This is a genomic window from Novosphingobium beihaiense, from assembly GCF_022832375.1.
Classification (GTDB): Bacteria; Pseudomonadota; Alphaproteobacteria; order Sphingomonadales; family Sphingomonadaceae; genus Novosphingobium; species Novosphingobium beihaiensis.
The window spans coordinates 25,744-47,574 of record NZ_JALHLG010000028.1 but is presented as its reverse complement, the minus strand read 5'-3'; the positions used below and the strand labels follow the sequence as shown (position 1 = coordinate 47,574).

At 63.6% G+C, this 21,831-nt stretch carries 22 protein-coding genes and 4 tRNA genes; 10 read left to right on the top strand and 16 right to left on the bottom strand.

Going from position 1 to position 21,831, the window contains the following annotated elements:
- Positions 1-4: 4 nt before the first annotated feature.
- From MTR66_RS15770 to ahcY, 4 genes are all read right to left on the bottom strand, one after another.
- On the bottom strand, positions 5-1,003 hold the full coding sequence (locus tag MTR66_RS15770; RefSeq protein ID WP_243922762.1) for an aminoglycoside phosphotransferase family protein: 999 nt from the start codon (positions 1,001-1,003) through the stop codon (positions 5-7).
- Positions 1,000-1,446: a tRNA (adenosine(37)-N6)-threonylcarbamoyltransferase complex ATPase subunit type 1 TsaE gene (gene tsaE, locus MTR66_RS15765; protein ID WP_243922760.1), complete on the bottom strand. Its 447-nt coding sequence runs from the start codon at positions 1,444-1,446 to the stop codon at positions 1,000-1,002. The genes MTR66_RS15770 and tsaE overlap by 4 nt, the downstream gene beginning before the upstream one ends.
- Positions 1,443-3,797 carry a PAS domain-containing sensor histidine kinase gene (locus tag MTR66_RS15760; protein ID WP_243922758.1) on the bottom strand — a complete coding sequence of 785 codons (2,355 nt, stop codon included), beginning with the start codon at positions 3,795-3,797 and terminating at the stop codon, positions 1,443-1,445. Before MTR66_RS15760 ends, tsaE begins: the two co-directional genes overlap by 4 nt.
- Positions 3,798-3,980: 183 nt before the next feature.
- Positions 3,981-5,390: an adenosylhomocysteinase gene (gene ahcY, locus MTR66_RS15755; RefSeq protein ID WP_243922756.1), complete on the bottom strand. Its 1,410-nt coding sequence runs from the start codon at positions 5,388-5,390 to the stop codon at positions 3,981-3,983.
- Between the two features lie 457 nt (positions 5,391-5,847).
- Between ahcY and MTR66_RS15750 the strand changes: the two genes are divergently transcribed.
- Positions 5,848-6,327 (top strand): peroxiredoxin, encoded by a 480-nt coding sequence (locus MTR66_RS15750; RefSeq protein WP_243922754.1) that lies wholly within the window; start codon positions 5,848-5,850, stop codon positions 6,325-6,327.
- Positions 6,328-6,498: 171 nt separating this feature from the next.
- Positions 6,499-7,179: an SDR family NAD(P)-dependent oxidoreductase gene (locus tag MTR66_RS15745; protein ID WP_243922752.1), complete on the top strand. Its 681-nt coding sequence runs from the start codon at positions 6,499-6,501 to the stop codon at positions 7,177-7,179.
- On the opposite strand, the gene MTR66_RS15740 is transcribed toward MTR66_RS15745, so the two are convergent.
- The 3 genes from MTR66_RS15740 to MTR66_RS15730 all read right to left on the bottom strand — a co-directional run bounded on the left by MTR66_RS15740 (position 7,163) and on the right by MTR66_RS15730 (position 10,868).
- Positions 7,163-8,620 carry a hypothetical protein gene (locus MTR66_RS15740; protein WP_243922750.1) on the bottom strand — a complete coding sequence of 486 codons (1,458 nt, stop codon included), beginning with the start codon at positions 8,618-8,620 and terminating at the stop codon, positions 7,163-7,165. The two genes, MTR66_RS15745 and MTR66_RS15740, sit on opposite strands and share 17 nt — an antisense overlap.
- Before the next feature lie 107 nt (positions 8,621-8,727).
- Positions 8,728-9,336, bottom strand: a complete 609-nt coding sequence (gene folE / locus MTR66_RS15735) for a GTP cyclohydrolase I FolE (RefSeq protein WP_243922748.1) — start codon at positions 9,334-9,336, stop codon at positions 8,728-8,730.
- Complete coding sequence (locus MTR66_RS15730) at positions 9,333-10,868, bottom strand: phospholipase D-like domain-containing protein (protein ID WP_243922746.1); 1,536 nt, start codon at positions 10,866-10,868, stop codon at positions 9,333-9,335. Before MTR66_RS15730 ends, folE begins: the two co-directional genes overlap by 4 nt.
- 189 nt (positions 10,869-11,057) lie before the next feature.
- Between MTR66_RS15730 and MTR66_RS15725 the strand changes: the two genes are divergently transcribed.
- From MTR66_RS15725 to MTR66_RS15715, 3 genes are all read left to right on the top strand, one after another.
- Positions 11,058-11,588 (top strand): nuclear transport factor 2 family protein, encoded by a 531-nt coding sequence (locus tag MTR66_RS15725; RefSeq protein WP_243922745.1) that lies wholly within the window; start codon positions 11,058-11,060, stop codon positions 11,586-11,588.
- Between the two features lie 280 nt (positions 11,589-11,868).
- The gene (locus tag MTR66_RS15720) at positions 11,869-12,453 is read left to right on the top strand and encodes a hypothetical protein (protein WP_243922743.1); all 585 of its coding nucleotides are present in this window, start codon (positions 11,869-11,871) and stop codon (positions 12,451-12,453) included.
- Between the two features lie 283 nt (positions 12,454-12,736).
- Positions 12,737-13,996 (top strand): chloride channel protein, encoded by a 1,260-nt coding sequence (locus MTR66_RS15715; RefSeq protein ID WP_243922741.1) that lies wholly within the window; start codon positions 12,737-12,739, stop codon positions 13,994-13,996.
- 40 nt (positions 13,997-14,036) lie between these two features.
- On the opposite strand, the gene MTR66_RS15710 is transcribed toward MTR66_RS15715, so the two are convergent.
- Entirely contained in the window at positions 14,037-14,786 is a 750-nt protein-coding gene (locus tag MTR66_RS15710; RefSeq protein ID WP_243922740.1) for an SDR family oxidoreductase, read from the bottom strand.
- A gap of 137 nt (positions 14,787-14,923) precedes the next feature.
- Between MTR66_RS15710 and MTR66_RS15705 the strand changes: the two genes are divergently transcribed.
- Positions 14,924-15,232 (top strand): winged helix-turn-helix transcriptional regulator, encoded by a 309-nt coding sequence (locus tag MTR66_RS15705; RefSeq protein ID WP_243922737.1) that lies wholly within the window; start codon positions 14,924-14,926, stop codon positions 15,230-15,232.
- A gap of 97 nt (positions 15,233-15,329) precedes the next feature.
- Here MTR66_RS15705 and MTR66_RS15700 read toward each other — a convergent pair.
- From MTR66_RS15700 to MTR66_RS15680, 5 genes are all read right to left on the bottom strand, one after another.
- Positions 15,330-15,406 (bottom strand) — tRNA-Arg (locus MTR66_RS15700).
- Between the two features lie 49 nt (positions 15,407-15,455).
- Positions 15,456-15,532, bottom strand: a tRNA-Arg gene (locus MTR66_RS15695).
- Positions 15,533-15,581: 49 nt separating this feature from the next.
- Positions 15,582-15,658 (bottom strand) — tRNA-Arg (locus MTR66_RS15690).
- 49 nt (positions 15,659-15,707) lie between these two features.
- Positions 15,708-15,784: transfer RNA gene (locus MTR66_RS15685), tRNA-Arg, on the bottom strand.
- 54 nt (positions 15,785-15,838) lie between these two features.
- Positions 15,839-16,309: a (deoxy)nucleoside triphosphate pyrophosphohydrolase gene (locus tag MTR66_RS15680; RefSeq protein ID WP_268740536.1), complete on the bottom strand. Its 471-nt coding sequence runs from the start codon at positions 16,307-16,309 to the stop codon at positions 15,839-15,841.
- Between the two features lie 117 nt (positions 16,310-16,426).
- Here MTR66_RS15680 and MTR66_RS21245 point away from each other — a divergent pair, with 117 nt between their 5' ends.
- Together MTR66_RS21245 and MTR66_RS15675 are read left to right on the top strand one after the other, a co-directional pair.
- A complete protein-coding gene (locus tag MTR66_RS21245) occupies positions 16,427-16,558 on the top strand; it encodes a Flp family type IVb pilin (protein WP_268740535.1) in 132 nt (43 codons plus the stop codon).
- A gap of 124 nt (positions 16,559-16,682) precedes the next feature.
- Positions 16,683-16,856, top strand: a complete 174-nt coding sequence (locus MTR66_RS15675) for a Flp family type IVb pilin (protein ID WP_243922735.1) — start codon at positions 16,683-16,685, stop codon at positions 16,854-16,856.
- Positions 16,857-16,954: 98 nt separating this feature from the next.
- Here the strand turns inward: MTR66_RS15675 and MTR66_RS15670 are convergent, their stop codons facing one another.
- From MTR66_RS15670 to MTR66_RS15660, 3 genes are read right to left on the bottom strand one after another with little or no spacing between them, the layout of a single operon-like run.
- A complete protein-coding gene (locus MTR66_RS15670) occupies positions 16,955-17,854 on the bottom strand; it encodes a tyrosine recombinase (RefSeq protein ID WP_243922773.1) in 900 nt (299 codons plus the stop codon).
- A gap of 7 nt (positions 17,855-17,861) precedes the next feature.
- Positions 17,862-19,715, bottom strand: a complete 1,854-nt coding sequence (locus tag MTR66_RS15665; RefSeq protein WP_243922733.1) for a hypothetical protein — start codon at positions 19,713-19,715, stop codon at positions 17,862-17,864.
- Positions 19,712-19,870 carry a hypothetical protein gene (locus tag MTR66_RS15660; protein WP_243922731.1) on the bottom strand — a complete coding sequence of 53 codons (159 nt, stop codon included), beginning with the start codon at positions 19,868-19,870 and terminating at the stop codon, positions 19,712-19,714. Before MTR66_RS15660 ends, MTR66_RS15665 begins: the two co-directional genes overlap by 4 nt.
- 58 nt (positions 19,871-19,928) lie before the next feature.
- On the opposite strand from MTR66_RS15660, the gene MTR66_RS15655 reads away from it, so the two are divergent.
- Together MTR66_RS15655 and aroB are read left to right on the top strand one after the other, a co-directional pair.
- Positions 19,929-20,528, top strand: a complete 600-nt coding sequence (locus MTR66_RS15655; RefSeq protein WP_243922729.1) for a shikimate kinase — start codon at positions 19,929-19,931, stop codon at positions 20,526-20,528.
- Positions 20,519-21,634, top strand: coding sequence for a 3-dehydroquinate synthase (aroB, locus tag MTR66_RS15650; protein WP_243922727.1), 1,116 nt, complete (start codon positions 20,519-20,521; stop codon positions 21,632-21,634). Before MTR66_RS15655 ends, aroB begins: the two co-directional genes overlap by 10 nt.
- Positions 21,635-21,831: the final 197 nt, after the last annotated feature.

Genomic DNA, 21,831 nt, shown 5'->3' with positions numbered 1-21,831 from the left:
CCGGTCATACTTGAAACGTTCCCCCATGGGCCGCACGCAAATCGGCTGGAATATTGGTCCCGAACCAGGCCGCCACGGGCGCGAGCGCGGGATGTGCGAGATCGCGTTCCAGCAGCGCCCAGACGCGCGGGATCAGGTCCAGATAACGCGGCTTGCCATCACGCTGCCACAGCCGCACGAAAATACCGATAATCTTGGCGTTGCGCTGCGCGCCAAGCCGCGCGTAGTCCGCCCGGAACGCCTCCGGCTCTACCAGCGTGGACCGCATGTAATGATCGAGCATCCGCGTTTCGAGTTCCCCGGAAACATCGCGGCGGGCATCCTGCAGCAGCGATACCAGATCGTAGGCCGGATGGCCCACCAGCGCGTCCTGGAAATCGAGCAGCCCCTGCTTTTCCAGAGCGCCCAGCAGCATGATGTTCTCGGCATGGTAATCGCGTAGCACGGTAACACCGGGACGCTGGCGCGGCAGCAGGTCGCTCAGCACTTTCTCCCAGGCCGCAACATAGCCCGGCACATCGACATAGAGATTGCGCGCTGCGCAATACCAATCAACGAACAGCCGTGTTTCGCGCTGATATTCGCTCATCGAATAATCGATAAACGGGCCGGGCGGCAAATCGTGCAGATGCACCAGCGCATTCACCGCGCCCTTGTAGACGGCCTCTTCATCGTCGGGCCACTGGTCCAGATAGTCGCGCATACGCGCTGTCCCGAAATCCTCCAGCAGCACAAGCCCCCGGTCCGCATCCTCCGCGAGGATACGCGGCGCGCGCATGCCATTGGCATCAAGCCAATGCGCGGCGCGCAGAAACGGGCCCGGATCTTCATTGGGCGGCGGAGCGTCCATCAGCATCGCGGTATCGCCAGAGGCTTTGCGAATACGGAAATAGCGCCGGAAAGACGCATCGCCGGGCAGCGGCTCTACCGCCGCCTCGCCCCAGCCTGCCTTGGCCAGGAACGGATCGAGATCAGCGGGCAGTTCGGACGGATTCGATGTCATTGCGGCATTCGCCCTAGCCAATCGGCCCCGCCCTCGACAATGGCCATGCGCCCGTCATCCATAACTTCCAGCGCAACCGAGAGGCAGCCCGGCTCATGCGCGAATCCGCCTGCATGATCTGGCCATTCGGCAATCATCGCGGCGCCGTCCCGGTAATCGTCGAGACCGATTTCCTCCGCCTCTTCCGGCCGTTCCAAACGGTAAAAATCGGCGTGGACCAGCGGCAGGCGCACCGAGGGCGGATCGTAGAGTTCGACGATAGCGAAGCTGGGCGATGGCACTTCGCCTTCATGCCCCAGGCCTGCGATGATCGCGCGCGCCAGCGTGGTCTTCCCCGCACCCAGCCCGCCGGATAGCGCCACGACATCGCCCGGGCGCAAAACACCTGCGATAGCGCGGCCCAGCCGGTCCATCGCCGCCAGGTCGGGAAGCGCAATCTTCACGGCAGTTCCACAATCGCGCTGGTGCCCTGCCCTGGTTCGGATACCAGCTTGAGCGTGCCGCCATGCGCCTCGACCAGTTGCCGCGCGAGCGGGAGGCCCAGCCCCTGACGGCGCTCCACACGTTTGCCGTCGGAACTGACTTTCATGCCTTCGAGCGCCCGGGCAAGGCTGCGGCTGTCCATCCCCTTGCCCTTGTCCTGCACGAGGATCTGCACGCGATCCTCACCATCCGCCTTGCGGCGCGAGACCTGCACCAAAATGCGGCTTCCGCGCGGACTTGCGGTAATCGCATTGTCGACAAGATGCCCGATCGCCCGCGCAAGACGGCGGCGGTCCGCCGAAAGCGGCCGCATCAGCCCGCTGGCGCGAAGGTCCAGCGTCAGTCCGGCCTTCTCCAGCCTTTGACCACGTTCCTCGGCAATCGTGCGAAGGAACGGCATGACCTCGATCTCCTCGCGCTTGAGCGGCAGCATCCCGGCCTCGCTTTGCGAAAGATCGAGCAGGCTGTCGATATGTTCGCCCAACTGGCCCGAAGCCTGGAGGATCGAGCCAACGTAATCCTTACCCGCCTCATTCAGTTCGCCGCCAAGGCCATGTTCCAGCATTTCGGCAAAACCGCCGATCGAATTGAGCGGATTGCGCAGTTCATAGCTCATGTGCGCCAGGAACCGCGTCTTGATCGCATCTGCCTCGATCAGGGCCGCATTGCTCTCGCGCAGGGCATCCTCGACTTTTTGCGAATCGGTGATGTCCAGAACGGCGAGCAGACCATTGCCATCGGGCAGAGGGACACCGGCAAATTCGAGCATGCGCCCGTCAGCCAACCCGATCCGCCCGCCCTTCTGGGTGCGGTCGAGCGTAGCCGCACGCACAACCGTGCCCACCGTCTCCGCCTCGGCCGGACGCTTGAGCCGCGAGGCGATCTTCTTGAGCAGCGCTTCGACATGCGGATGGGTATCGAGAAATTCGCTGTCGAGCCCCCAGTCGGCGGCGAAACGGCGGTTCCACGTCTGCATCCGGCCATCCGGCGCGAAGACGGCGATTGATTCGAACAGGCTGTCGAACGTCGCGGTGCGAGTGCGCAGCATGGTGTCGCGGATGGCGGACAGGCGAAGCTGCTCGGTGCGGTCCTCGACGATCATCAGCAATCCGCCGTCAGGCACCGGCTGGGCGACGATGCGCAGATGCGTGCCATCGGCCAGAGACCAGGCCTCCTCATGCGTATCGCCTGCCGCGAACCATGCCGCGCGCTCGCGCCGCCAGGCCGGGAAGTCGCGCACTTCGGGCACCCGGCCAGCAACGCGGGCGGTATCGAGAAGACGTTCGAAGGCGGGCGGGTCCTGCATCGTCCGCGCGGGCAGGCTGAACAGGCGCTGGAACGGCTGGTTAGCGAACGTGAGCCGCCGCTTGGCATCGAACTGCGCGACACCGGCAGACAACTGATCGAGCATGGATCGCTGGGCATCACGGAACGCTTTGAACGAGCGGGACATTTCCTCCATGTCCTCGATGTCCACCGCATAACCGGCGACCCCATCCTCCCCGAGCGGCAGGTCGCTGACCCGCAGGGCACGGCGCTGTCCACCGATGGTCGTGTGGACGACACGCTCGACCGGCGCGCCTTCTTCCGCCGCCTGCTGCGCGACTTGCGCGGGCGTGAGGCCATCAACCGCCTCGACCAGTTCCACCCCGCCCGCGACCACCGCTTCCGCGCTTTCCGCGCCAACGGCCGCGACGTAAGCGGAATTGACGAGCTGGATCTCACCGTCCGGCCGCCGGAACCACATCGGCATCGGCGCCGCCTCGATCAGTGAGACGAGCGCGTGGAAATCGCCCTGCGCCCGCGCCGCTTCCTCCCGCAGGCGGGCCAGTTCGCTTTCGCTGTCGCTGAAATCGAAAATCCACACGAGCGCGGCCCCGCCCGGCGAAACCTGCGGGTCCGCCAGATGGCCGCGCAGCGCGAGACTGCGGGTAGAGCCTTCCGGCGTCACCACCATGCGGAACGGCGCCGCCGTCTTCTGGCAGCGGCGTACCGCTTCGGTGAGTTCGGCAAGCTTGTCTCGCGGCAGCCCCCGGCCCTGTCCATCGAGTTCGGACAGATATTGCGGGACTGCATCGAGCCCCAGCCATTGCGCCAGGCGCGGGCTGGCCTCGATTCGCCCGTCGGATCGCACCAGCAGCGGCAAGGCGGGCGATTCTTCAACCATCCTCGCCAGCCGCCGGGCCGATCGAAGCTGGCTTTCCGTCCGCTTCTCCCTCGCCCGTGCCGCCAGAACGGCCCAGGCCGCCGCCAGCATCCAGGCGCCCAGCAGCAGTCCGATCAACAAGGGCAGAAAGCGTTCAAGGTCCATCGCAACCGGCTATGGTGCCGACAAGCCGCCATGACAATGGGCCGCTGTCATGAACTTCGCGCAATCCACTGCCCGCTATGCGCGGTCCGGCCCCGCACGGCACGAAAAAACCCGGGACAAGCCTATGCTGCCCCGGGCCTTTTTGCGAACCGCGCCCGCCGCAGCGGGCCGCGATACGTGCAATCAGTAGCGGTAGTGATCCGGCTTGAACGGGCCTTCCTGCGGCACGCCGATATAAGCAGCCTGCTTTTCCGAAAGCTGGGTGAGCTTCACGCCCAGCTTTTCGAGGTGCAGCGCCGCCACCTTTTCGTCGAGGTGCTTGGGCAGCACGTAGACGCGGTTCTCGTAATCGTCGGACTTCGTGAACAGTTCGATCTGCGCGAGCGTCTGGTTGGTGAAGCTGGCCGACATCACGAAGCTCGGGTGGCCGGTGGCGCAGCCCAGGTTCACCAGGCGGCCCTTGGCCAGAATGATGATCTGCTTGCCGTCCGGGAACGTGACGAGATCGGTGCCCGGCTTGATTTCCTTCCAATCGTAGTTGTCGAGCGCGGAAATCTGGATCTCGGAGTCGAAGTGGCCGATGTTGCAGACAATAGCCTTGTCCTTCATCTGCTCCATGTGGGCGCCCGTGATCACCGCTTCGTTGCCGGTGGAGGTCACGAAGAGGTCGCAGCGCTTCACGGCTTCGTCCATGGTGACGACTTCATAGCCTTCCATCGCCGCCTGCAGCGCGCAGATCGGATCGATTTCCGTGACCATGACGCGGGCGCCGCCATTGCGCAGCGACGCGGCCGAGCCCTTGCCGACATCGCCGAAACCGGCAACGCAGGCGACCTTACCGGCCAGCATCACGTCGGTCGCACGGCGGATCGCGTCGACCAGCGATTCGCGGCAGCCATAAAGGTTGTCGAACTTCGACTTGGTGACGGAGTCGTTCACGTTGATCGCGGGGAACGGCAGCTTGCCGTCCTTGGCCAGGTGATAGAGACGGTGCACGCCAGTGGTGGTCTCTTCCGAGACGCCCTTGATCGCGTTGACCGAGCGCGAAAGGTAACCCGGCTTCGCCTTGAGGAACGCCTTGAGCGCGCGGCAGAATTCGATCTCTTCGGCGTTCGAGGGCTCGAACAGGTCCTCACCCGCTTCGACGCGCGCGCCCCACAGCGCAAACATGGTGGCATCGCCGCCATCGTCGAGGATCATGTTGGCGGTCTGATCATCGCCCCAGTCAAAGATCTTGCCGACATAGTCCCAGTAATCGGACAGGCTCTCACCCTTGATCGCGTAGATCGGAATGCCCTGCGCGGCGATCGCGGCGGCAGCGTGATCCTGCGTCGAGAAGATGTTGCAGGTGGCCCAGCGCACTTCGGCACCGAGCGCAACCAGCGTTTCGATCAGCACGGCAGTCTGGATCGTCATGTGCAGCGAACCGGTGATGCGCGCGCCCTTGAGCGGCTTCGACGCGCCGAACTCGTCGCGCAGGGCCATCAGACCGGGCATTTCGGTTTCGGCGATGGCAATCTCCGCACGGCCGAAATCGGCGAGCGAGATATCTGCGATGGCGTAATCGTGTGCAGCGGTCTGGGCGTTGGCCACGGGCGCGAACTCCTGGGTAGTTTACGGGACGGCACCACGCCCCGCATCGAGCGGGATTGCGCGCGGCACCAGCAATGCACGCTCCCTACCCACTCCGGACGCCCGAAGCAAATATAAAGATATCTTTATATGATCGCGGAGGAGCGCGTGGCTCCCCCGCGATCAAACTGGCCTTACCGGTTCCGGTTCGGCAGAGACGCTGGGAGCTGATTCAGCGGCTCCGCGGCATGAAAGCCGCCCGGCTGCAGTGCTTGCCTTGCCTGTATGTCCCCAGTTCGACCACAAGCCAGTCCCGCAGCAGGTTACAGTATCCACGGAAGTGCCTGCCGATGCTTCAACGCGTATCGTAAACTGCAATTCACCACATGCGATTCATGACACGGGGCGTTGCCGTTGCCTGCATAGCCCCTATATCTGCGCGAATTGCGATTCACTTGCAGAATAAAGGATCTATTCCATGACCATCGCCGTTGGAGACAAGCTGCCTGACGTCAAGCTGATGAAAGCTGGCGAGAGCGGCCCCGAGCCGGTCCAGACCGCCGATTACTTCGCCGGCAAGAAGGTCGCGCTGTTCTCGGTCCCGGGTGCCTTCACCCCGACCTGCTCGGCCAAGCATCTGCCCGGGTTCGTCGAGAAAGCGGCGGAACTGAAGGCCAAGGGCATCGACGAGATCATCTGCACCGCCGTCAACGACGCGTTCGTGATGGGGGCCTGGGGCGTGGCCTCCGGTTCCTCGGACGTCACCATGCTGGCGGACGGCAATGGTGACTTCGCCAAGGCGCTGGACCTCGTCATGGACGGTTCGGGCTTCGGCCTGGGCAGCCGCGGCCAGCGTTTCTCGATGGTGGTGAATGACGGCGTGGTCGAAAAGCTGAACGTCGAAGCGCCTGGCACGTTCGAAGTCAGTTCGGCGGAATACATGCTCGGCCAGCTCTGAACGCTGCGCCGCGTATTACGAAAAAGGGGCGGCCTTCCATCGGGAGGGCCGCCCCTTTTTCTTTTCTGGCCCTGCTTTTCGGGCGCAACATCGGCAGGGCGTTGGCTTTACCCGGCCCGCTTGCCCCCCTGCCCCGGCATAGTTAGCTTTGTGGGAAAGCGAGGAGATCTCATGGCACGTTCGGTTATCGTCACGGGTGGTTTCGGCGCCCTCGGGCAGGCAGTGGCGGAATACTTCGCCGCTACAGGCGACAAGGTCACGCGTATCGACTTCGCCCCTGAAGCCAAAACCGCGCTGGACGGTGCTCTGGACATCGGCGGCGTGGACCTGACCGATGCAGACGCCACCAAGGCCGCGCTCGGCAAAGTCGTGGCGGCGCATGGCGGGATCGACATTCTGGTCAACGTCGCGGGCGGCTTCGCCTGGGAAACGCTGGAAGATGGTTCGATCGCCACATGGGCCAGGATGCAAGCAATGAACCTGATGACAGCCGCGACGATCACGCAGCTTGCCCTGAGCGAACTCAAGAAATCCAACGCCGGGCGCATCGTCAACATCGGCGCGGGTGCGGCCGTGAAGGCCGGAATGGGCATGGGCGCCTATGCCGCTTCGAAGTCCGGCGTGCACCGTATGACCGAAGCGCTGGCGGAGGAACTGGCCGGAACCACCGTGACGGTGAATGCCGTTCTGCCAAGCATCATCGACACGCCCATTAACCGCGCCGACATGCCCGACGCCGATTTCTCGGAATGGGTTCAGCCTGCTGCGATTGCCGACGTCATCGGCTTCCTGGCGTCGGAGGGCGCGCGTTCGGTGACTGGCGCCCTCGTCCCCGTCATGCGCGGGGCCTGATCCTCGCAGGCACATAAACGACGATCCCCTCGCGCGCGTAGATCCGCCGCCACTTGCGGCTGCGTGCCAGAGCCTGCGCGAGCGGCGCGTTGTGGTGTGCATTAAGGATGAAGGCCGCCGGGTGCCACTTGTGCACGACGTCCACAAGCGGGACGATGCCGTTTTCTATCCCGCCATTGTATTGCCATTCATGGCGCGAGTAGCGGTAGTAGCGGCCATCGTAGGCCACTCGCCACGCCGGATAACCGCTATCGATAATGGCGCCCCCGAACGGAAAATCGCCATAGATGGTGCCATGCAAATGCTCTTGCTTGAGGCGGGCAATCGCATCGAGCGGAATGCTGGGCATGAACCGCGCAGGCAGCACCACGGGCCCCAGCACCGCCACAAGGAGCAGCGGCACCGCGATCACCCCACGCGGCAGTTTAGCGGGCTCTGACGAAGCGTCCGGAGCGGTGGCGGCACGGGCGATCACCGGCACCATCGCCGCCGCCCAGAACAGTACGAAGCGATAGGCCGTCACTGTCAGCACGAAGAGCACCAGCGCCACTGCCAATTCCGCGGGATCAATGCGGTCACGGTGGCGCCGCAGCAGCAACAGCGCCAACAGCGCGGTGATCACGACCGGGATCGCCGTCGTGCGGTTGGCCGGGATCCACAAAGGCAGCCACTCGCTGGCGCCAATGGCAATACTTGCCGCGGCGTTGCGTGCGGAAACCGCCAGCACCGAAACGCCATCGGGCGTGGCGAAGATCGCACCCGCTCCTATCAGGGCCAGAACCACAGGCGCCCATGGCACACTGCCCTTGCGGCCCCGCAGCCAGCCCAGCGCCCCTGGAGCGGCGGAAGCAGCCATCGCGATCACTCCCACGCTCACCGAAGGATGCAGGTTCTGCCAGAGCACCAGCAACGGCGCGCCCAGCACCGCCGTCCAGATCAGACCTGGATCGAGCCGCCGCAGCGCCAGCAGCAGACCAAAACACAGCAGGGCAAAACTCTGCGGCCGGATGCTGGCGGTAGGAAGCACCGCGAAGAAGACCAGTACCAGCGCCAGCATGACCGCATTCAGGCTGGCCCCGCGGGCACGGCAGGCCGCCGCCGGAGCCCATAACCCGCCCAGCCAGCACAGCGCATCGAACAGCCGAAGCAAATCCCATCCGCCGGTCAGCCGGACTTGCGCCATGACTGCCTGCCCCAGCCAGGAAATGGTGGTCAGCGGCTCACCCAGATGGAGTGCAGAAAACGGCTCGGCGCGCACCGGGCCATGGCGGGCGAGGATCAGTTCTCCCAGCTTGAGCTGCCAGAAGATATCGACGTCCCAGACCCGCCGCGCCAGCAGGATCAGCAGCATCACCGCCGGAACGAGCGCCAGTCCATAATGGACAGGCAACCGCTTTCCGGCTGAGATGACACCGTTCTTGTCCTGCTGGCAGCCGTCCATTGCACGCTATCCGATTCGTCCGGCTATCTCGCGCCGGACTGCGGCAGGATCAAGCCTGCATATCGCCGGACAATTCAGTCAGCGCGCCCCGCGCCAGACATCCTCGTTCAATAGCCCATCAGGCTGAGCACTTCCTTGCGCGAGCGTTCGTCCTTCAGGAACGTGCCCATCATCCGGCTGGTCGTCATGCCCACGCCCGGCGTGCGCACGCCTCGCGCGGTCATGCAGGCATGGCTGGCTTCGATCACCACCGCCACACCGTGCGGCTTGAGGTTGTCCCAGATGCACTGGGCGACTTCAGCCGTCAGCCGTTCCTGGATCTGCAGACGGCGGGCATAGCCGTGCAGCACGCGCGCCAGCTTGGAAATGCCGACCACATGATCGCGCGGCAGATAGGCAATCGCGGCCTTGCCGATGATCGGCGCCATGTGATGCTCGCAGTGCGACTGGAAGGGGATGTCCTTGAGCAGGACCACTTCGTCATAGCCGCCCACTTCCTCGAACACACGCGAAAGATGGATCGCCGGATCTTCCTGATAGCCCTGGCAGTATTCCATCCAGGCCCGTGCCACGCGCTTGGGCGTATCGACCAGCCCTTCGCGGGCCGGATCGTCACCGGCCCAGCGGATCAGCGTGCGGATCGCGTCCTGCACGTCTTCCGGAACGGGCGGCTTGCCAAGCGGGTTGTCTTCGTCAGGACCAACCAGGCTGCTCATCCCCTTCTTCTCCTTCTCAATCTTTCCATCAGGCGCATACGCATGAGTTGCCCCTTCCGGCGAAACAACCCGCGCCTCTCGATCGGCTCGAACATTTCGCCGGGGCGTTCCGGATCGAGCAAGCCACTCAAGCCGAGCGCTCTTTCAGCTTCCGAGAGATGTTTCAAGGGCAAGGGTGCAAGATGTTTGCCCGAACCGGCCAGAGAATCGATCATTGCCGCCATCGAACCATGACGTTCGATCCGGCTGCGAACGGTCTCCGTCCCTGCCCCGCAATGCTCGGCCAGCAGCCGCAGCCGCAGCCGCGTGATGGCAGCCCCCGCATGGCCGTTGGCAGGCCGCGCGGTATCGATGAAGACATCGCATTCGCTGTCGAGCCCCATCGAGCGATTGTTCATGTTCGCGGAACCGACCCGCAAGATCTCATCATCGATGATCATCAGCTTGGCGTGAACGTAGATCGGCGTGCCGTCCGTCGCGACCGGGTGATAGATGCGAAAACGGCCCGCGTGATCGGCATGGCGCAGCGTTTCCAGCAATTCCTCCCGAGCCGTGTCCATCGCGACTTGCTCCAGCCAGCCATGCGCCGTCAGCGGCGTGACCACCAGGAATTCGGGCGGATCGGCTTCGAGCAGGCGCTCGCATATCGCTTCGGCAATCGCACGCGAGGCGAAATACTGCGTCTCGATATAGGCGAAGCACCGGGCGCGGCGGATCTGCTCGATAAACAAGCGCTCGATCTCGCAGATCTGCGGTGTGCCCGCATATTTGGCGCTGGTGCGGGCGATCCCGATTTCGACATTTTCGAACTCGGGCCTGAGATCCTCCGGCCAGGGACTGGTATCCTGCGGGGCGCAGGGCTGCACCCGCCGCCCGCCCGCGATCCGCCAGCGGTCGCGCCCCAACTGGCCCAATGCGATCGCAACGTCCCCGTCCATCACCATCGTCACGTCATGCCAGGGCCCATAGAGCCCACCCGTCGGGCGCCGGCGGCGCGGATCGTGGGGACGGTGCTCGGGCGTATCCCAGCGCTCGGACGTCATGTCGATGCCGCCGCAAGCAGCAAACACATCATCGATCACCACGATCTTCTGGTGGTGGCTGCATCCCACCGGGTGGGCGGAATCGAACTTGAAATCGATCTGCCTGCGCACGGCCCAGCGCACCAGATCGAACAGCATGGTGCCCCGGAACAGGTATTTCACCATGGCGAAGTTCCACTTGAGCAGCAGCACTTCCAGAGCCCGGTTCCGCTTCACCAGCCACAGGATGTAAGAGCCAAGGCGGGCGGGAAAACGCCGCTTGCGGCCACGCTGCCACCAGCGGCGGCCATAGGGCAGCAGTATTCGCGAATCGAAATCCCATCCGATCAGGAAAATGCGCTGCTGCGCCATTTCCATCGCTTCACGGATAATGCCGAAATATTCGGCTGCGTCGATGGCCAGATAAGCGCGCCGGGCCATGGCATAGCGCCAGACCGGCTCCGGGGCCTCGTTCCCGCGCCCGGCTCCCTCGCTTTGCTCGTTATCCATCGTTTGCCTTGCTGGATCAGTCACTTCGCAGGATCAAGCCCCGATACTGCCGGTTGTTCCCTCTCCCGGCTTTCATATCGCGATGCACGGTCATTTGCCTGCAACTGCGGAGCCTTGTCCAGGCAGTTGCAGGACCTGCCTGCATCCCCGAGCCTGTGCTGACGCGATAACACGGGAAGGGAGAGCCCCATGACCACCAAGGTGAGCAGGATCGTCGAGGAACTCGCAAATCGCGAGGCCATCCGCGAATGCCTCTACCGCTACGCGCGCGGGGCAGACCGGCTCGATGCCGACATGGTGCGCTCGGCCTACTGGCCGGACTGCATCGACGAACACATGGGCTTTACCGGCAATACCGAGGAATTCATCGTCTGGTCCTTTCCGATCATGGGATCAATGGATCAGACCATGCACCTGATCGGCAACGTGCTGATCTCGCTGCATGGCAGCGAAGCGGACGTGGAGAGCTATTTCCATGGCATCCACCGCATAAACCTTCCCGATGGCAGGAAATCGGATGTTATCGGCGCCGGGCGCTATCTCGACCGTTTCGAGATGCGCGGGGATGAATGGCGCATTGCCCGGCGCCTCGTCGTCACCGACTGGTTCCGGCAATATCCGGACTCGGCGGACTGGTCGCAGGGCATGCTCGGGATCAAGACCGATCCGGGCGGCCGCTATCCCGATGATGAGAGCTACAAGCGCATCAATCTTGGATAATTACGCCGCATTGCACAAATTTTAGCGAATCGGCGCGGAAAACTGTCAATTCACCGTTGATCTGGCTCCGTTCAGCAGCCATTCGGTTACAGGCGCGTAATCGTCGCACCAACGCTGTTCGCCCATTGGCGCGTGCCTCACGCCTGCGAACGCATCTCGGTCCGCCGGGCCGGGTCGCCGTCCGGACATCGCGTTCCGGACCACCTTTCGAGACCTCCCGCATGACCGGGGGGCATGTTCCGGGACCGCGCCCAGGTCCCGCACCGAAGAGGAGTACGACATGAAAACATCCCTCATCGCCGCCGCGATTGCAGCTGCGAGCCTTGCCCCTGCCGCCGCATCGGCACAGGACGCAGCGGCAGCCGTCGCCCCGACGGTGGGAGCCAAGGTCTACGGCCCCGAAGGAAATGAAGTTGGCACCGTTGAAACCGTGCAGAACGGCGCGGTTACAGTGAACACCGGCACGGTCCGCGCAGGCCTGCCCACCAGCGCCTTTGCCATGCGCGAAAAAGGCCTGACCATCGGCATGACCAAGGTTCAGCTCGAAGCGGCCGTCAACGGCGCGAAGGCCAAGACCAGTGAAGCCAAGGACGCCGCCATGGTCGTCGACGCTCCGATCAAGAGCAGCGACGGCGTCGTGCTCGGCACGATTTCCAAGATCGAAGGCGATGACGTGACCGTGCAGCTCAGCGATGGTGCATCGGTGATCCTCAAGAAGTCCTACCTCGGTCTGGTCAATGGCTCGCTGACGCTCGGCATGACCGCCACCGCTTTCGCCGAACAGACCCAGCCTGCCCCCAGCGATACCGCCACCCCGGCTTCGGACGAGGCTGCGGCCGCGGAAGAAGGCACGAGCGGCGAATAATCGTCCTCCTTTTTCCCTGATGGCCAATTTCAAGGGCTGGAGCGGTATCTGCCGTTCCAGCCCTTTTTTCGTTCGCCAGCCCGGTTTGCTCGTCCGCAAGAGGGGCATTCATATTTTTCGGGGAAAAGCCTTGCTCTTCGGCGCAGGGTTGACGCAATAGGGCGCCGAACCCCGTTGCACGTTTCCGTGCATGCCATACCCCGAATCAGCGAGCGAACCCGTCTTGACCTCCAGGGAGAGAATCCGAGCCTTTTTCCAAGCCGTCCCCGGCTTCGACACATCCATGGATCTGGCCCGGCGCCGTGCCGCCACAGCCATTGGCGCCATCACCCTTGGCCTCATTGCTATCGTTTTTGCCTGGATGGGCGACAAGGCGCAGGAAATCTTCAACGAGTTCCAGTCGCAGAACCGCTTCGTGCCGCTACTGCTGACCCCGGCCGTGTTCGTTGCCGTGGTCTGGATCACCAACCGCTGGACGCCCGATGCGCGCGGCTCCGGTATTCCGCAGGTGATGGCCGCGGGCAAGGATCTCGATCTCGCCTATACAAAGCTGCTCTCGCTGCCGACGGCGGTCGCCAAGCTGTTTTTGACCGTCGCCATGCTTCTGGTGGGCGGTTCGGTAGGCCGCGAAGGCCCCACAGTGCAGGTGGCCGCAGCGATCATGATCGTGTGCCACCGCCTGTTCCGGGTGCCCATGACGGCAGGCGTGCTGATCGCGGGCGGCGCGGCCGGTGTAGCGGCCGCCTTCAACACGCCGCTTGCCGGTGTCGCCTTTGCCATCGAGGAACTGGCTGCGGCTTTCGAACAACGCGTTGCCGTGCTGGTGATGGGCGCCGTCGTCATCTCCGGCCTCGTCAGCCTCGGCCTTTCCGGCGACTATATCTACTTCGGCGTCATGCACGATACGCTCAGCGTCAGTTCGGTCGTGATCGTCGCGCCGGTGGCAGGCGTGTTCGGCGGCGTGCTCGGCGGGTTGTTCTCACGCACCCTGCTCGCTTTCGCTCGCAGCGGGCACGGCTGGTTCGTCTACTTCCGCAAGCACCCTGTACTCCTGGCCCTGGGCTGCGGCATCATCGTCGCAGTGGCCGGCGTCCTCACAGGAGGCATGACCTGGGGCACCGGCTACGAAGTGACCCAGCAGATGGTGGAAGGCAACCAGAGCGCCCCCGCCTGGTTCGGCCCGGCCAAGCTGCTGGTCACGGCCGCGACCGCCGTCTCCGGCGCGCCTGGCGGCATTTTCGCACCGTCGCTCTCGGTGGGCGCCGGTGTCGGGCAATTGCTGACTTACTGCTTCCCTGACGATCCTATGTCCGCAGTGATCCTGCTGGGCATGACCGGCTACTTCGTCGGCGTAGTGCGCGCACCGCTCACAGCCGTGATCATTCTCATGGAAACGACGGCCAGCCGGGGCATGATCCTGCCCCTGTTTGCCACGGCCATCATTGCCGATGCCGCCAGCAAGCTGGTCTGCCGCGAAAAGCTCTACCACGGCCTTTCCCATGGCTTTGGCCTGCACGCGGAACCGCGCGCCAAGCAAGCCTGAACGGGCCGCGGAAAGAAGCGGCCCGCAGGTTCTCTTGTTCCTATAGGTTGGCTACGCCGCCATCGACCATCAGCTCGGTGCCCACGACAAAGGAAGATTCCTCCGAGGCCAGGAATACTGCTGCCTTGGCGAGTTCGATCGGCTTGCCCATGCGGCCTATGGGCACCAGCGCGCGAATGTCTTCGCGCAGTGCAGCTTCGGCCTGCGGTTCCAGCCCGAGCTTGTTAAGAGCCGGCGTTTCGGTCGGACCGGGGCTGAGGCCATTCACCCGGATTCCACGATCCTTGAGTTCGCCCGACAAGGTACGTGCCAACGACAATAACCCGGCTTTGCTTGCGGCATAGGCGCTCGATTGCGGCAGGCCGATATGCGCGGAAACCGAGCCGCAGAGGATGATCGAGGCCGGGTTGGCGAGCAGTGGCAGCAGTGCGCGGATCAGGAAGAACGGCCCCTTCAGGTTTGTCGCCATAAGTGCGTCGAAACTGGCTTCGTCCCATTCGGTCAAGGGACTGTGCGTCACATCGCCGGCATTGGCGTAAAGAATATCGAGCTTCGGCCATGTGTCACGCAACTGGCCGGCCAGCGCCTGTTGACCGTCGATGTCACCCGCAGCGCTTTGTATCGTCAATACTGCATCGCCCAGCTCGCGTTTGGTCCTATCCAATCCCTCGGGCGAACGGCCGGTAATGGCCACGTGCGCTCCTTCCGCAATGAACTGCCGCGCCGTCTCCAACCCGATGCCGCTGGTGCCCCCGGTGATAAGGGCATACTTGCCCGCCAATCGTGCCACGTCTTGTCTCCATTTGGTGAGGAGGCGGACATCGGCACTTTAGTATCATTTGTATAGTAGGCACCTTTTTGATACTAATGGGTATGCCTCCGATTTCTTCGAAAAAACGTCCCGCTGACACCGCCGAAGGTTGCCCTATGGTTGCGTTCGTCAATCTGATCTCGGGTAAATGGGCGATACCGATCCTCTACAGGCTCATCGTTGAGGGCCGGCCGGTACGGTTTGGCGAGTTGCAGCGGGCGGCTGCGCCGATCACGCAAAAAGAACTGACGCGGCATCTGCGTTTGTTCGAGGAACAAGGACTGGTGACGCGCACCGTTCACCCGGAGATGCCTCCGCGTGTGGAATACACGATCACCGATCTGGGCCGGACACTACAGCCGACGCTCGATTCGCTGGCGGCATGGATGCGGACGCACGGCGCAACGCTCTCGCATACGAAATGAAGGCGGACCACCCGCCTGCGGTCGAACCTTTCCTTACCATGCGGTAAGTGCGGTTTCGGCAATCGAATCGCAGTGTGAGGAGGAAACTGGAGAAATGTGGCGCGCCCGGAACGATTCGAACGTCCGACCCTCAGATTCGTAGTCTGATGCTCTATCCCGCTGAGCTACGGGCGCGCATGGCTATCTCCATCTTCCACAGCCTCGAAAGGCTGATTTGACGATATGGCGCGCCCGGACCGATTCGAACGTCCGACCCTCAGATTCGTAGTCTGATGCTCTATCCAGCTGAGCTACGGGCGCGCATGGCTATCTCCATCTTCCACAGCCTCGAAAGGCTGATTGGAAGATATGGCGCGCCCGGAACGATTCGAACGTCCGACCCTCAGATTCGTAGTCTGATGCTCTATCCCGCTGAGCTACGGGCGCGCATGGCTATCTCCATCTTCCACAGCCTCGAAAGGCTGATTGGACGATATGGCGCGCCCGGAACGATTCGAACGTCCGACACACAGATTCGTAGACTGATGCTCTATCCAGCTGAGCTACGGGCGCGTTGGAGGTGCGCCTTTAGAAAGGGATTCGGCTGCGGTCAACGCCTATATTGCCTCATGGCCGAGAATATGCGCCCAGATAGCGGTTCAGCGCCTCGGCGAGTGGATAATCGAGTGGCGGCATCTCCAGCGAAGCGATGGCATCGGGCCGAACCCACGCAATCGCTTCGGCATCGCGGGCATCTGGCACGCCCTGCCAAGTCCGGCACGCGTAAAGAAGTATGACAAGCGGCCGTTGCGCAGATTCAGTGTTGTCTTTGGAAGCTGCCGTAATCCCGCTGGCAAAACCCACCGTTTCAAGCGCAGCGGCATCGATTCGAACGCCCAGTTCCTCTTCCAGTTCACGAACCGCTGCTGTTTCCGGCCTTTCTCCCGGCTCAAGCTTGCCGCCCGGAAATTCCCATAGCCCTCCATGCACGGCGGCGAAACGGCGCTGCTGCATCAATATAGTGCCGTCCGGCCCGACAAGAGCCACTGCGGTAACAAGCAAAGGTGTCAAGAAATCTTCCAGTTTTGTCGATGCCATTAGAGATAAATTAACGCTGCCGTGGGACTTCGGCGCCCCCCGGCACGAACGAGGGTGGGCATGGCACGCTTACAGAGCCTTTCAAATATCCTTCGCGACACGCGGGGAACATCCTCAGTGGAATACGGCATAATCCTCGGCATGATCGTGCTGGTCATCTTCCTGGCCATGCAGGGGCTGGCGACCGAGACCATTTCCATGTGGGACGACGTTTCGACCAAATCGTCAGACGCCATCAACGGCAAATAGCGTTCGTTCCTGACTTAAGCTTTTTTCAAGATATTCCCCGTAGTCAACAGCATGTCCGAAGCGCGGCAGTCAGGTTGAAGCGCGGCGGAACGGGTACAGAAGACTGCATCATCAGGAGACCACTATGAAGTTTCTCGCCAAGCTGCGCCGTAACGAAGAAGGCGCAACCGCTATCGAATACGGCCTGATCGCCGCCCTCATCGCCGTTGCCGCGATCGCCGCCATGCAGGGCATGGGCTCGCAGCTCACCTCGACCTTCGAAAAGACCTCCTCGACCATGGCTGACACCAACAAGTAAGTCGGCTTTGACGAGAAGACATATTGGGGCGGCGGGGGAACTCGCCGCCCCTTTTCGTTGCACGGAACAAAACCGGCCCCGCAAGGTGTCGCCCTGCCTTACAGTTCGTGCGCAGCGCCCCCCTTTTCCGCCAAGGGATGCCGGGCATTGACAAGCGCCACGAGCCGCGCGCTGTCGACATGCGTGTAAATCTGGGTCGTAGCGATATCGGCATGCCCCAGCAACATCTGCAGCACACGCAAGTCCGCACCGCCTTCCAGCAGATGCGTGGCAAAAGCGTGGCGCAGCACATGCGGCGAAACCCGGGAGGGATCGATGTCTGCCCGCACGGCAAGCGCCTTCAACAGCTGGAACAGACGCACACGGGTCAGATGCCCGCTAGCCCCGCTTGAGGGGAACAAATACTTCGAACCGCCCTTCCGCACCGCCAGCCAGCGTGAAAGCGCTGTGCGGGCCCGGGTGCTGACTGGAACCATGCGCTGCTGCCCCCCCTTCCCCGTCACGTGCAGAAAAGGCGCATCGCGCGGCACCGCCGCCACGGGAAGCGACACCAGTTCGGTAGCCCGCAAGCCGGACCCGTAGAGCAGCTCCAGCAGCGTCAGCAGGCGAATGGCATCAGGCCGGTCAGAACAGGCTTCCTCTTCCGCCAGCACCAGAAAACGCTCAACATCCTCGCGGCCGAGCACGCGGGGCAGCGGACGGCGCGTGCGGGGACGCGGCAGCGAACCGGACGGATCGTCCATCCGGATTCCCTCATCAACGAGGAAACCGTAGAATTGCCGCAGCGCGGAACATTTACGAGCCAAGCTAGATGCGGCCAGCCCACTCCAGGCCTCGCCCAGCCCGGCCAGTGCAGCCCCGTCCGCAGAGGCCAGATCGCCTAACACCTTGCGTGCCGCGTCCAGATCGCGGCGATAGGCAGCCAGAGTATTCGCGGCAGCGCCGCGTTCTGCAGCCAGCATCGCCAGAAAACGCTCGGCGAGGCTCTCTCCCGCCATCGCGCCTTCAGCCCCGGGCAACGGCTTCCGCAGCGATCATGCGCGCTTCGCCCTCGAACCCGACCTGCCGCAGCGCGGAGACGATATGGAACAGATAGCGCGGCGTCATACGGCTCCAGCTGGTTCCCTGCATGCCAAAACCGGCGAGCAGTATCACACTTGCGGAATCGCCGCGCCGGGCTGCACTGTCGATGGCACTGGTCCAGCGTGAACTCCGGCCAAGGTCCAGCGACATGTCGTTGGAATAGCGCCCGGTCTCATCCGCCCCGAGCCGCTCCAGCCCGGCAAGCCCTGCTACCAGGAAGGCAGCCTTGCGCTTGCCCGCACTTTCATCGGCAGCGATGAATGTATCGAGCGCGCTGGTATCGGCCGGAGCGTTCCGTCCCGGTGCCGCCAGCATCAGCAGGCCCCAGCTCTCGCTGCCCGCAGGCACCACACTGGCCCATCGCACCGCGTTCGCGTCGTATCCGGCAGAGAGCATGGAGGTGATCAAAGGCGCGGATTCACCAGCCAGTTCCTCGTCCGCAGGCATGCGCGCCGCAGCCGCTGCGGTGAGCACTTGCCGGGCATAACGCACGGAATCCGATCCCGTGCCGTTCCACAAGCTCTGCATCGCCGCCAGACGCGCTTGTGCATCCGGCAGAGCATAGGCATCGCGCAGGTTTTCGGCCCGGTCCTGCCAATCGCCTGTCACGCCGGGATCGGCGTAAATCTGCGAATAGAGATCGACCATGGCCGAATTGGAAAGCACGCCCGCCGCTCCCGCCTGATCGGCCGCTGCCGCACGCCGCTCCAGGCCGACCATCGGCGCCAAGGCCGTCACATAGCTGTACTCCGGCCCTGCCTTGTCTAGCAGCCGCGCAGGCGGTTCCAGCCCAACGCCGATCGCCATGCCGTAGCGCCATGGGGTCAGCGCCTGCACGTTGTCCCATTCGATCGTCACCGCACGCCGCGATTTGCCCGCCGCCCCGGCATAGCGCTGGGCCAGCAGCAGATCGATCTTGGGCATCGTGCCGCGCGACATATCGCGGTCCAGCGTGGAAAGAGCCGAAGCACTGTTACCGCGAAAGGCCTGGCACACAGTCTTGGCGGCATTCCATTCGGGACTGTCCTGCAAGCTGCCCTGCGTGGCCATGACGGGACACAGCCCCGTGAAATCGGCGGTCTTTTCGTAGACTTCCAGAGCTGTGCTGCCGATGGCCGGAGTATAATCGGCAATGTCCATGTCCTGCAGCACGGCGCGCGCGGCATCGGTTTCGCCCATGCGCAGCAACAGGCCGACGCGCAGCGCCAGAAAATCCTGCGGCGTCATGCCTTCAGGCGGCTGCAGACGCGATACCAGTGCACGCCGCAGCAGAATGTGCCCCCAGCGCGAAACCAGCGCGCCTTTGTCTCCCGAAAGCACGGTTTCGACCATCTGGGCGTCCTCACCCGCCAGCGAGTCCGCCGGGAGCCCGCCTTCGCTTTCATCCAGCAGCCCGGCACGCGCCATCGAGCGGCGGGCCTGCGGCGGCGTATCGAACACCACATTGCTGCCGAGCAGATCCTGGAAGTCATCCGGCGTCATTTTCGCCAGTTCCTCCAGAGTGGGGACACGCTTGAGCGTCTTGCCATTGCCTTCAGCCGCAGGCGCTCCGGTCTCACCGGGAAGCGGTTGAACCACAGCCGTGGATTCGGCGCGCTCAGACGCGGCGGCTTTCGGAGCCGATGATTTCACCGGAGCCGGGCGCGGCGGCGCCTGCGTGGCCGGAGCGGGATCCTGAAACATCTTGGGAAGCAGCGATTCGGGCGCATCCTGCGCCGCCACCCATACGGAAGTCAGCGCCAGCGCGGCACCGGCCAGCAGGTAAACGCCCCTCATTGCGCCAACTCCGGAACCGCCACCGGCTGCACAATATCGTGCACCGGCGTGCGTCCGGCATCGACCCACGCAAAGGTGCCCACGGCAACCGCAGCCAGCGAAACGGCCAGGGCCATCACCCACAGGAACCCCCGTCCGCGCATTTCGATCGTCACTCGCCTTCCTTCACCGATGCTTGCGCTGCGACCTAGCGCAACTATAGGCGGTGGGGCAATGGACGTTCAACAAACCCGCTTCTCCGCTCAGGAGATCGCAGAGCTGGCGCGGCGCATAGACCGGCCGATCGTGCTCGTGGGCATGATGGGCGTCGGCAAGTCGAGCGTGGGCAAGCGGCTGGCCATGTTGCTGGATTGCGCTTTCGTCGATGCCGATGAGGAAATCGAACGCTCCGCTCAAATGACCATCCCGGAAATGTTCGAGACTTACGGCGAAGATTACTTCCGCGATGGCGAACGCCGGGTTATCGCCCGCCTGATGAGCGAAAGCACCGGCGACGCGGGAAACCGCCCGGGAAGCCGCATCGTCATCGCCACGGGCGGCGGTGCATTCTGCAATGCGGAAACCCGCGCGCTGATCCTGGACAAGGCAATCACCGTATGGCTCGACAGTGAGATCGACACGCTGGTGGACCGCACCGCGCGCAAGGACAATCGCCCCTTGCTCAAGCAGGGTGATCCGCGCGAGATACTCGCCCGCCTGCGCACCGAGCGCGAACCGCACTATTCGCAGGCGCCGATCCACGTCCTCAGCGGCAGCGGGCCGCACGTGCAGACCATCAACAAGGTGCTTCAGGGAATTTCGCAATGGCTGTGATCTCCGTTGATATCGCCGGGCGCCCCTATGAAGTCCGCGTGGGCGCGGGCCTTCTGGCTGAACTGGTGCCGCATTGCCGCGGCCGCCTGCGCAAACGGACGGTGCCGGTCGTCACTGACGCCCATGTCCATGCTGCCTGGGGCGAAGTGGTCGAAACCAGTCTGCGCGAAAACGGGCATGAGCCGCACTGGCGCATCCTTCCGCCAGGCGAGCAGACCAAATCCTGGGAAGAACTCGCCGCCACGGTGAACTGGCTGCTCAGCCTCGAAGTCGAGCGCGGCGATCACATTATCGCGCTGGGCGGCGGCGTGATCGGCGATCTCACCGGGTTCTGCGCCTCGGTGCTCAAACGCGGCTGCAAGTTCATTCAGGTACCCACCACCCTGCTGGCGCAAGTCGATTCGAGCGTGGGCGGCAAGACCGCGATCAATACGCCCGCGGGCAAGAACCTCGTCGGTGCCTTCCACCAGCCTTCGCTGGTTCTGGCCGATCTTTCGGCATTGGAAACCCTGCCCGAGCGGGAGTTGCGCGCGGGCTATGCCGAAGTGATCAAATACGGGCTGATCGACGATGCCGATTTCTTCGCCTGGTGTGATGCCAACGGCGCGAAGATGATCGCGGGCGACGGAGCCCTGCGCGAATACGCCGTCGCACACTCCGTCGCGGCCAAGGCGCGGATCGTGGCGGAGGACGAATTCGAAACGACGGGCAAACGCGCCCTGCTCAATCTTGGCCATACGTTCGGCCACGCCCTGGAAGCCGAAACCGGCTTCTCCGCGCGCCTGCTGCACGGCGAAGGCGTGGCGCTGGGCATGGTGCTGGCGGCCCGCTATTCCGCCCATCTCGGCCTTATGCCGCAAGCCAGCGCCGAACATGTCGCCCGGCATATCGGCAGCATCGGCCTGCCCGCCAGCCTCAAAGCCCTGCAACTCGATTGCGATGGCGCCGGTCTCGTGAAGCACATGCTGCACGACAAGAAGATGGATGCAGGCACCCTGCCCTTCCTGCTGATGAAGGGCATCGGGCATACTTATCTGGCGAAGGACGTGTCGCTCGATGATGTTGCAGCCTTCCTCGACGCGGAACTCTCGCGCGAAGCGGCCTGACACTGCGGGATTTTCCCGCCGGATTCGCCATCCCGTGCATCGCCCGGGCCGAGGCGCAGCCGCCGTCACAACAGCCGTCATCCGGCCGGTCTTCAATAGTCCGCGTCCCGCAGGCCCGATTCTTGTGAACCCTGCGGACAGCCGCTGCGCCTTTCCAGAATCCCCGGGCGCAACGCTCTGGCGGCAGGCCCTGTGCC

Excerpts from the sequence above, each read along its gene's own strand:
- MTR66_RS15770 (WP_243922762.1), bottom strand. The coding sequence starts at position 1,003 with ATGACATCGAATCCGTCCGAACTGCCCGCTGATCTCGATCCGTTCCTG.
- MTR66_RS15745 (WP_243922752.1), top strand. The coding sequence starts at position 6,499 with ATGGCACGTTCGGTTATCGTCACGGGTGGTTTCGGCGCCCTCGGGCAG.
- MTR66_RS15705 (WP_243922737.1), top strand. The coding sequence starts at position 14,924 with ATGGTTGCGTTCGTCAATCTGATCTCGGGTAAATGGGCGATACCGATC.
- aroB (WP_243922727.1), top strand. The coding sequence starts at position 20,519 with ATGGCTGTGATCTCCGTTGATATCGCCGGGCGCCCCTATGAAGTCCGC.
- MTR66_RS15750 (WP_243922754.1), top strand. The coding sequence starts at position 5,848 with ATGACCATCGCCGTTGGAGACAAGCTGCCTGACGTCAAGCTGATGAAA.
- MTR66_RS15715 (WP_243922741.1), top strand. The coding sequence starts at position 12,737 with ATGGATCTGGCCCGGCGCCGTGCCGCCACAGCCATTGGCGCCATCACC.
- MTR66_RS15720 (WP_243922743.1), top strand. The coding sequence starts at position 11,869 with ATGAAAACATCCCTCATCGCCGCCGCGATTGCAGCTGCGAGCCTTGCC.
- MTR66_RS15680 (WP_268740536.1), bottom strand. The coding sequence starts at position 16,309 with ATGGCATCGACAAAACTGGAAGATTTCTTGACACCTTTGCTTGTTACC.
- MTR66_RS15760 (WP_243922758.1), bottom strand. The coding sequence starts at position 3,797 with ATGGACCTTGAACGCTTTCTGCCCTTGTTGATCGGACTGCTGCTGGGC.
- MTR66_RS15675 (WP_243922735.1), top strand. The coding sequence starts at position 16,683 with ATGAAGTTTCTCGCCAAGCTGCGCCGTAACGAAGAAGGCGCAACCGCT.
- MTR66_RS15655 (WP_243922729.1), top strand. The coding sequence starts at position 19,929 with ATGGACGTTCAACAAACCCGCTTCTCCGCTCAGGAGATCGCAGAGCTG.
- MTR66_RS15740 (WP_243922750.1), bottom strand. The coding sequence starts at position 8,620 with ATGGACGGCTGCCAGCAGGACAAGAACGGTGTCATCTCAGCCGGAAAG.
- MTR66_RS15730 (WP_243922746.1), bottom strand. The coding sequence starts at position 10,868 with ATGGATAACGAGCAAAGCGAGGGAGCCGGGCGCGGGAACGAGGCCCCG.
- folE (WP_243922748.1), bottom strand. The coding sequence starts at position 9,336 with ATGAGCAGCCTGGTTGGTCCTGACGAAGACAACCCGCTTGGCAAGCCG.
- MTR66_RS15670 (WP_243922773.1), bottom strand. The coding sequence starts at position 17,854 with ATGGCGGGAGAGAGCCTCGCCGAGCGTTTTCTGGCGATGCTGGCTGCA.
- MTR66_RS15725 (WP_243922745.1), top strand. The coding sequence starts at position 11,058 with ATGACCACCAAGGTGAGCAGGATCGTCGAGGAACTCGCAAATCGCGAG.
- MTR66_RS15665 (WP_243922733.1), bottom strand. The coding sequence starts at position 19,715 with ATGAGGGGCGTTTACCTGCTGGCCGGTGCCGCGCTGGCGCTGACTTCC.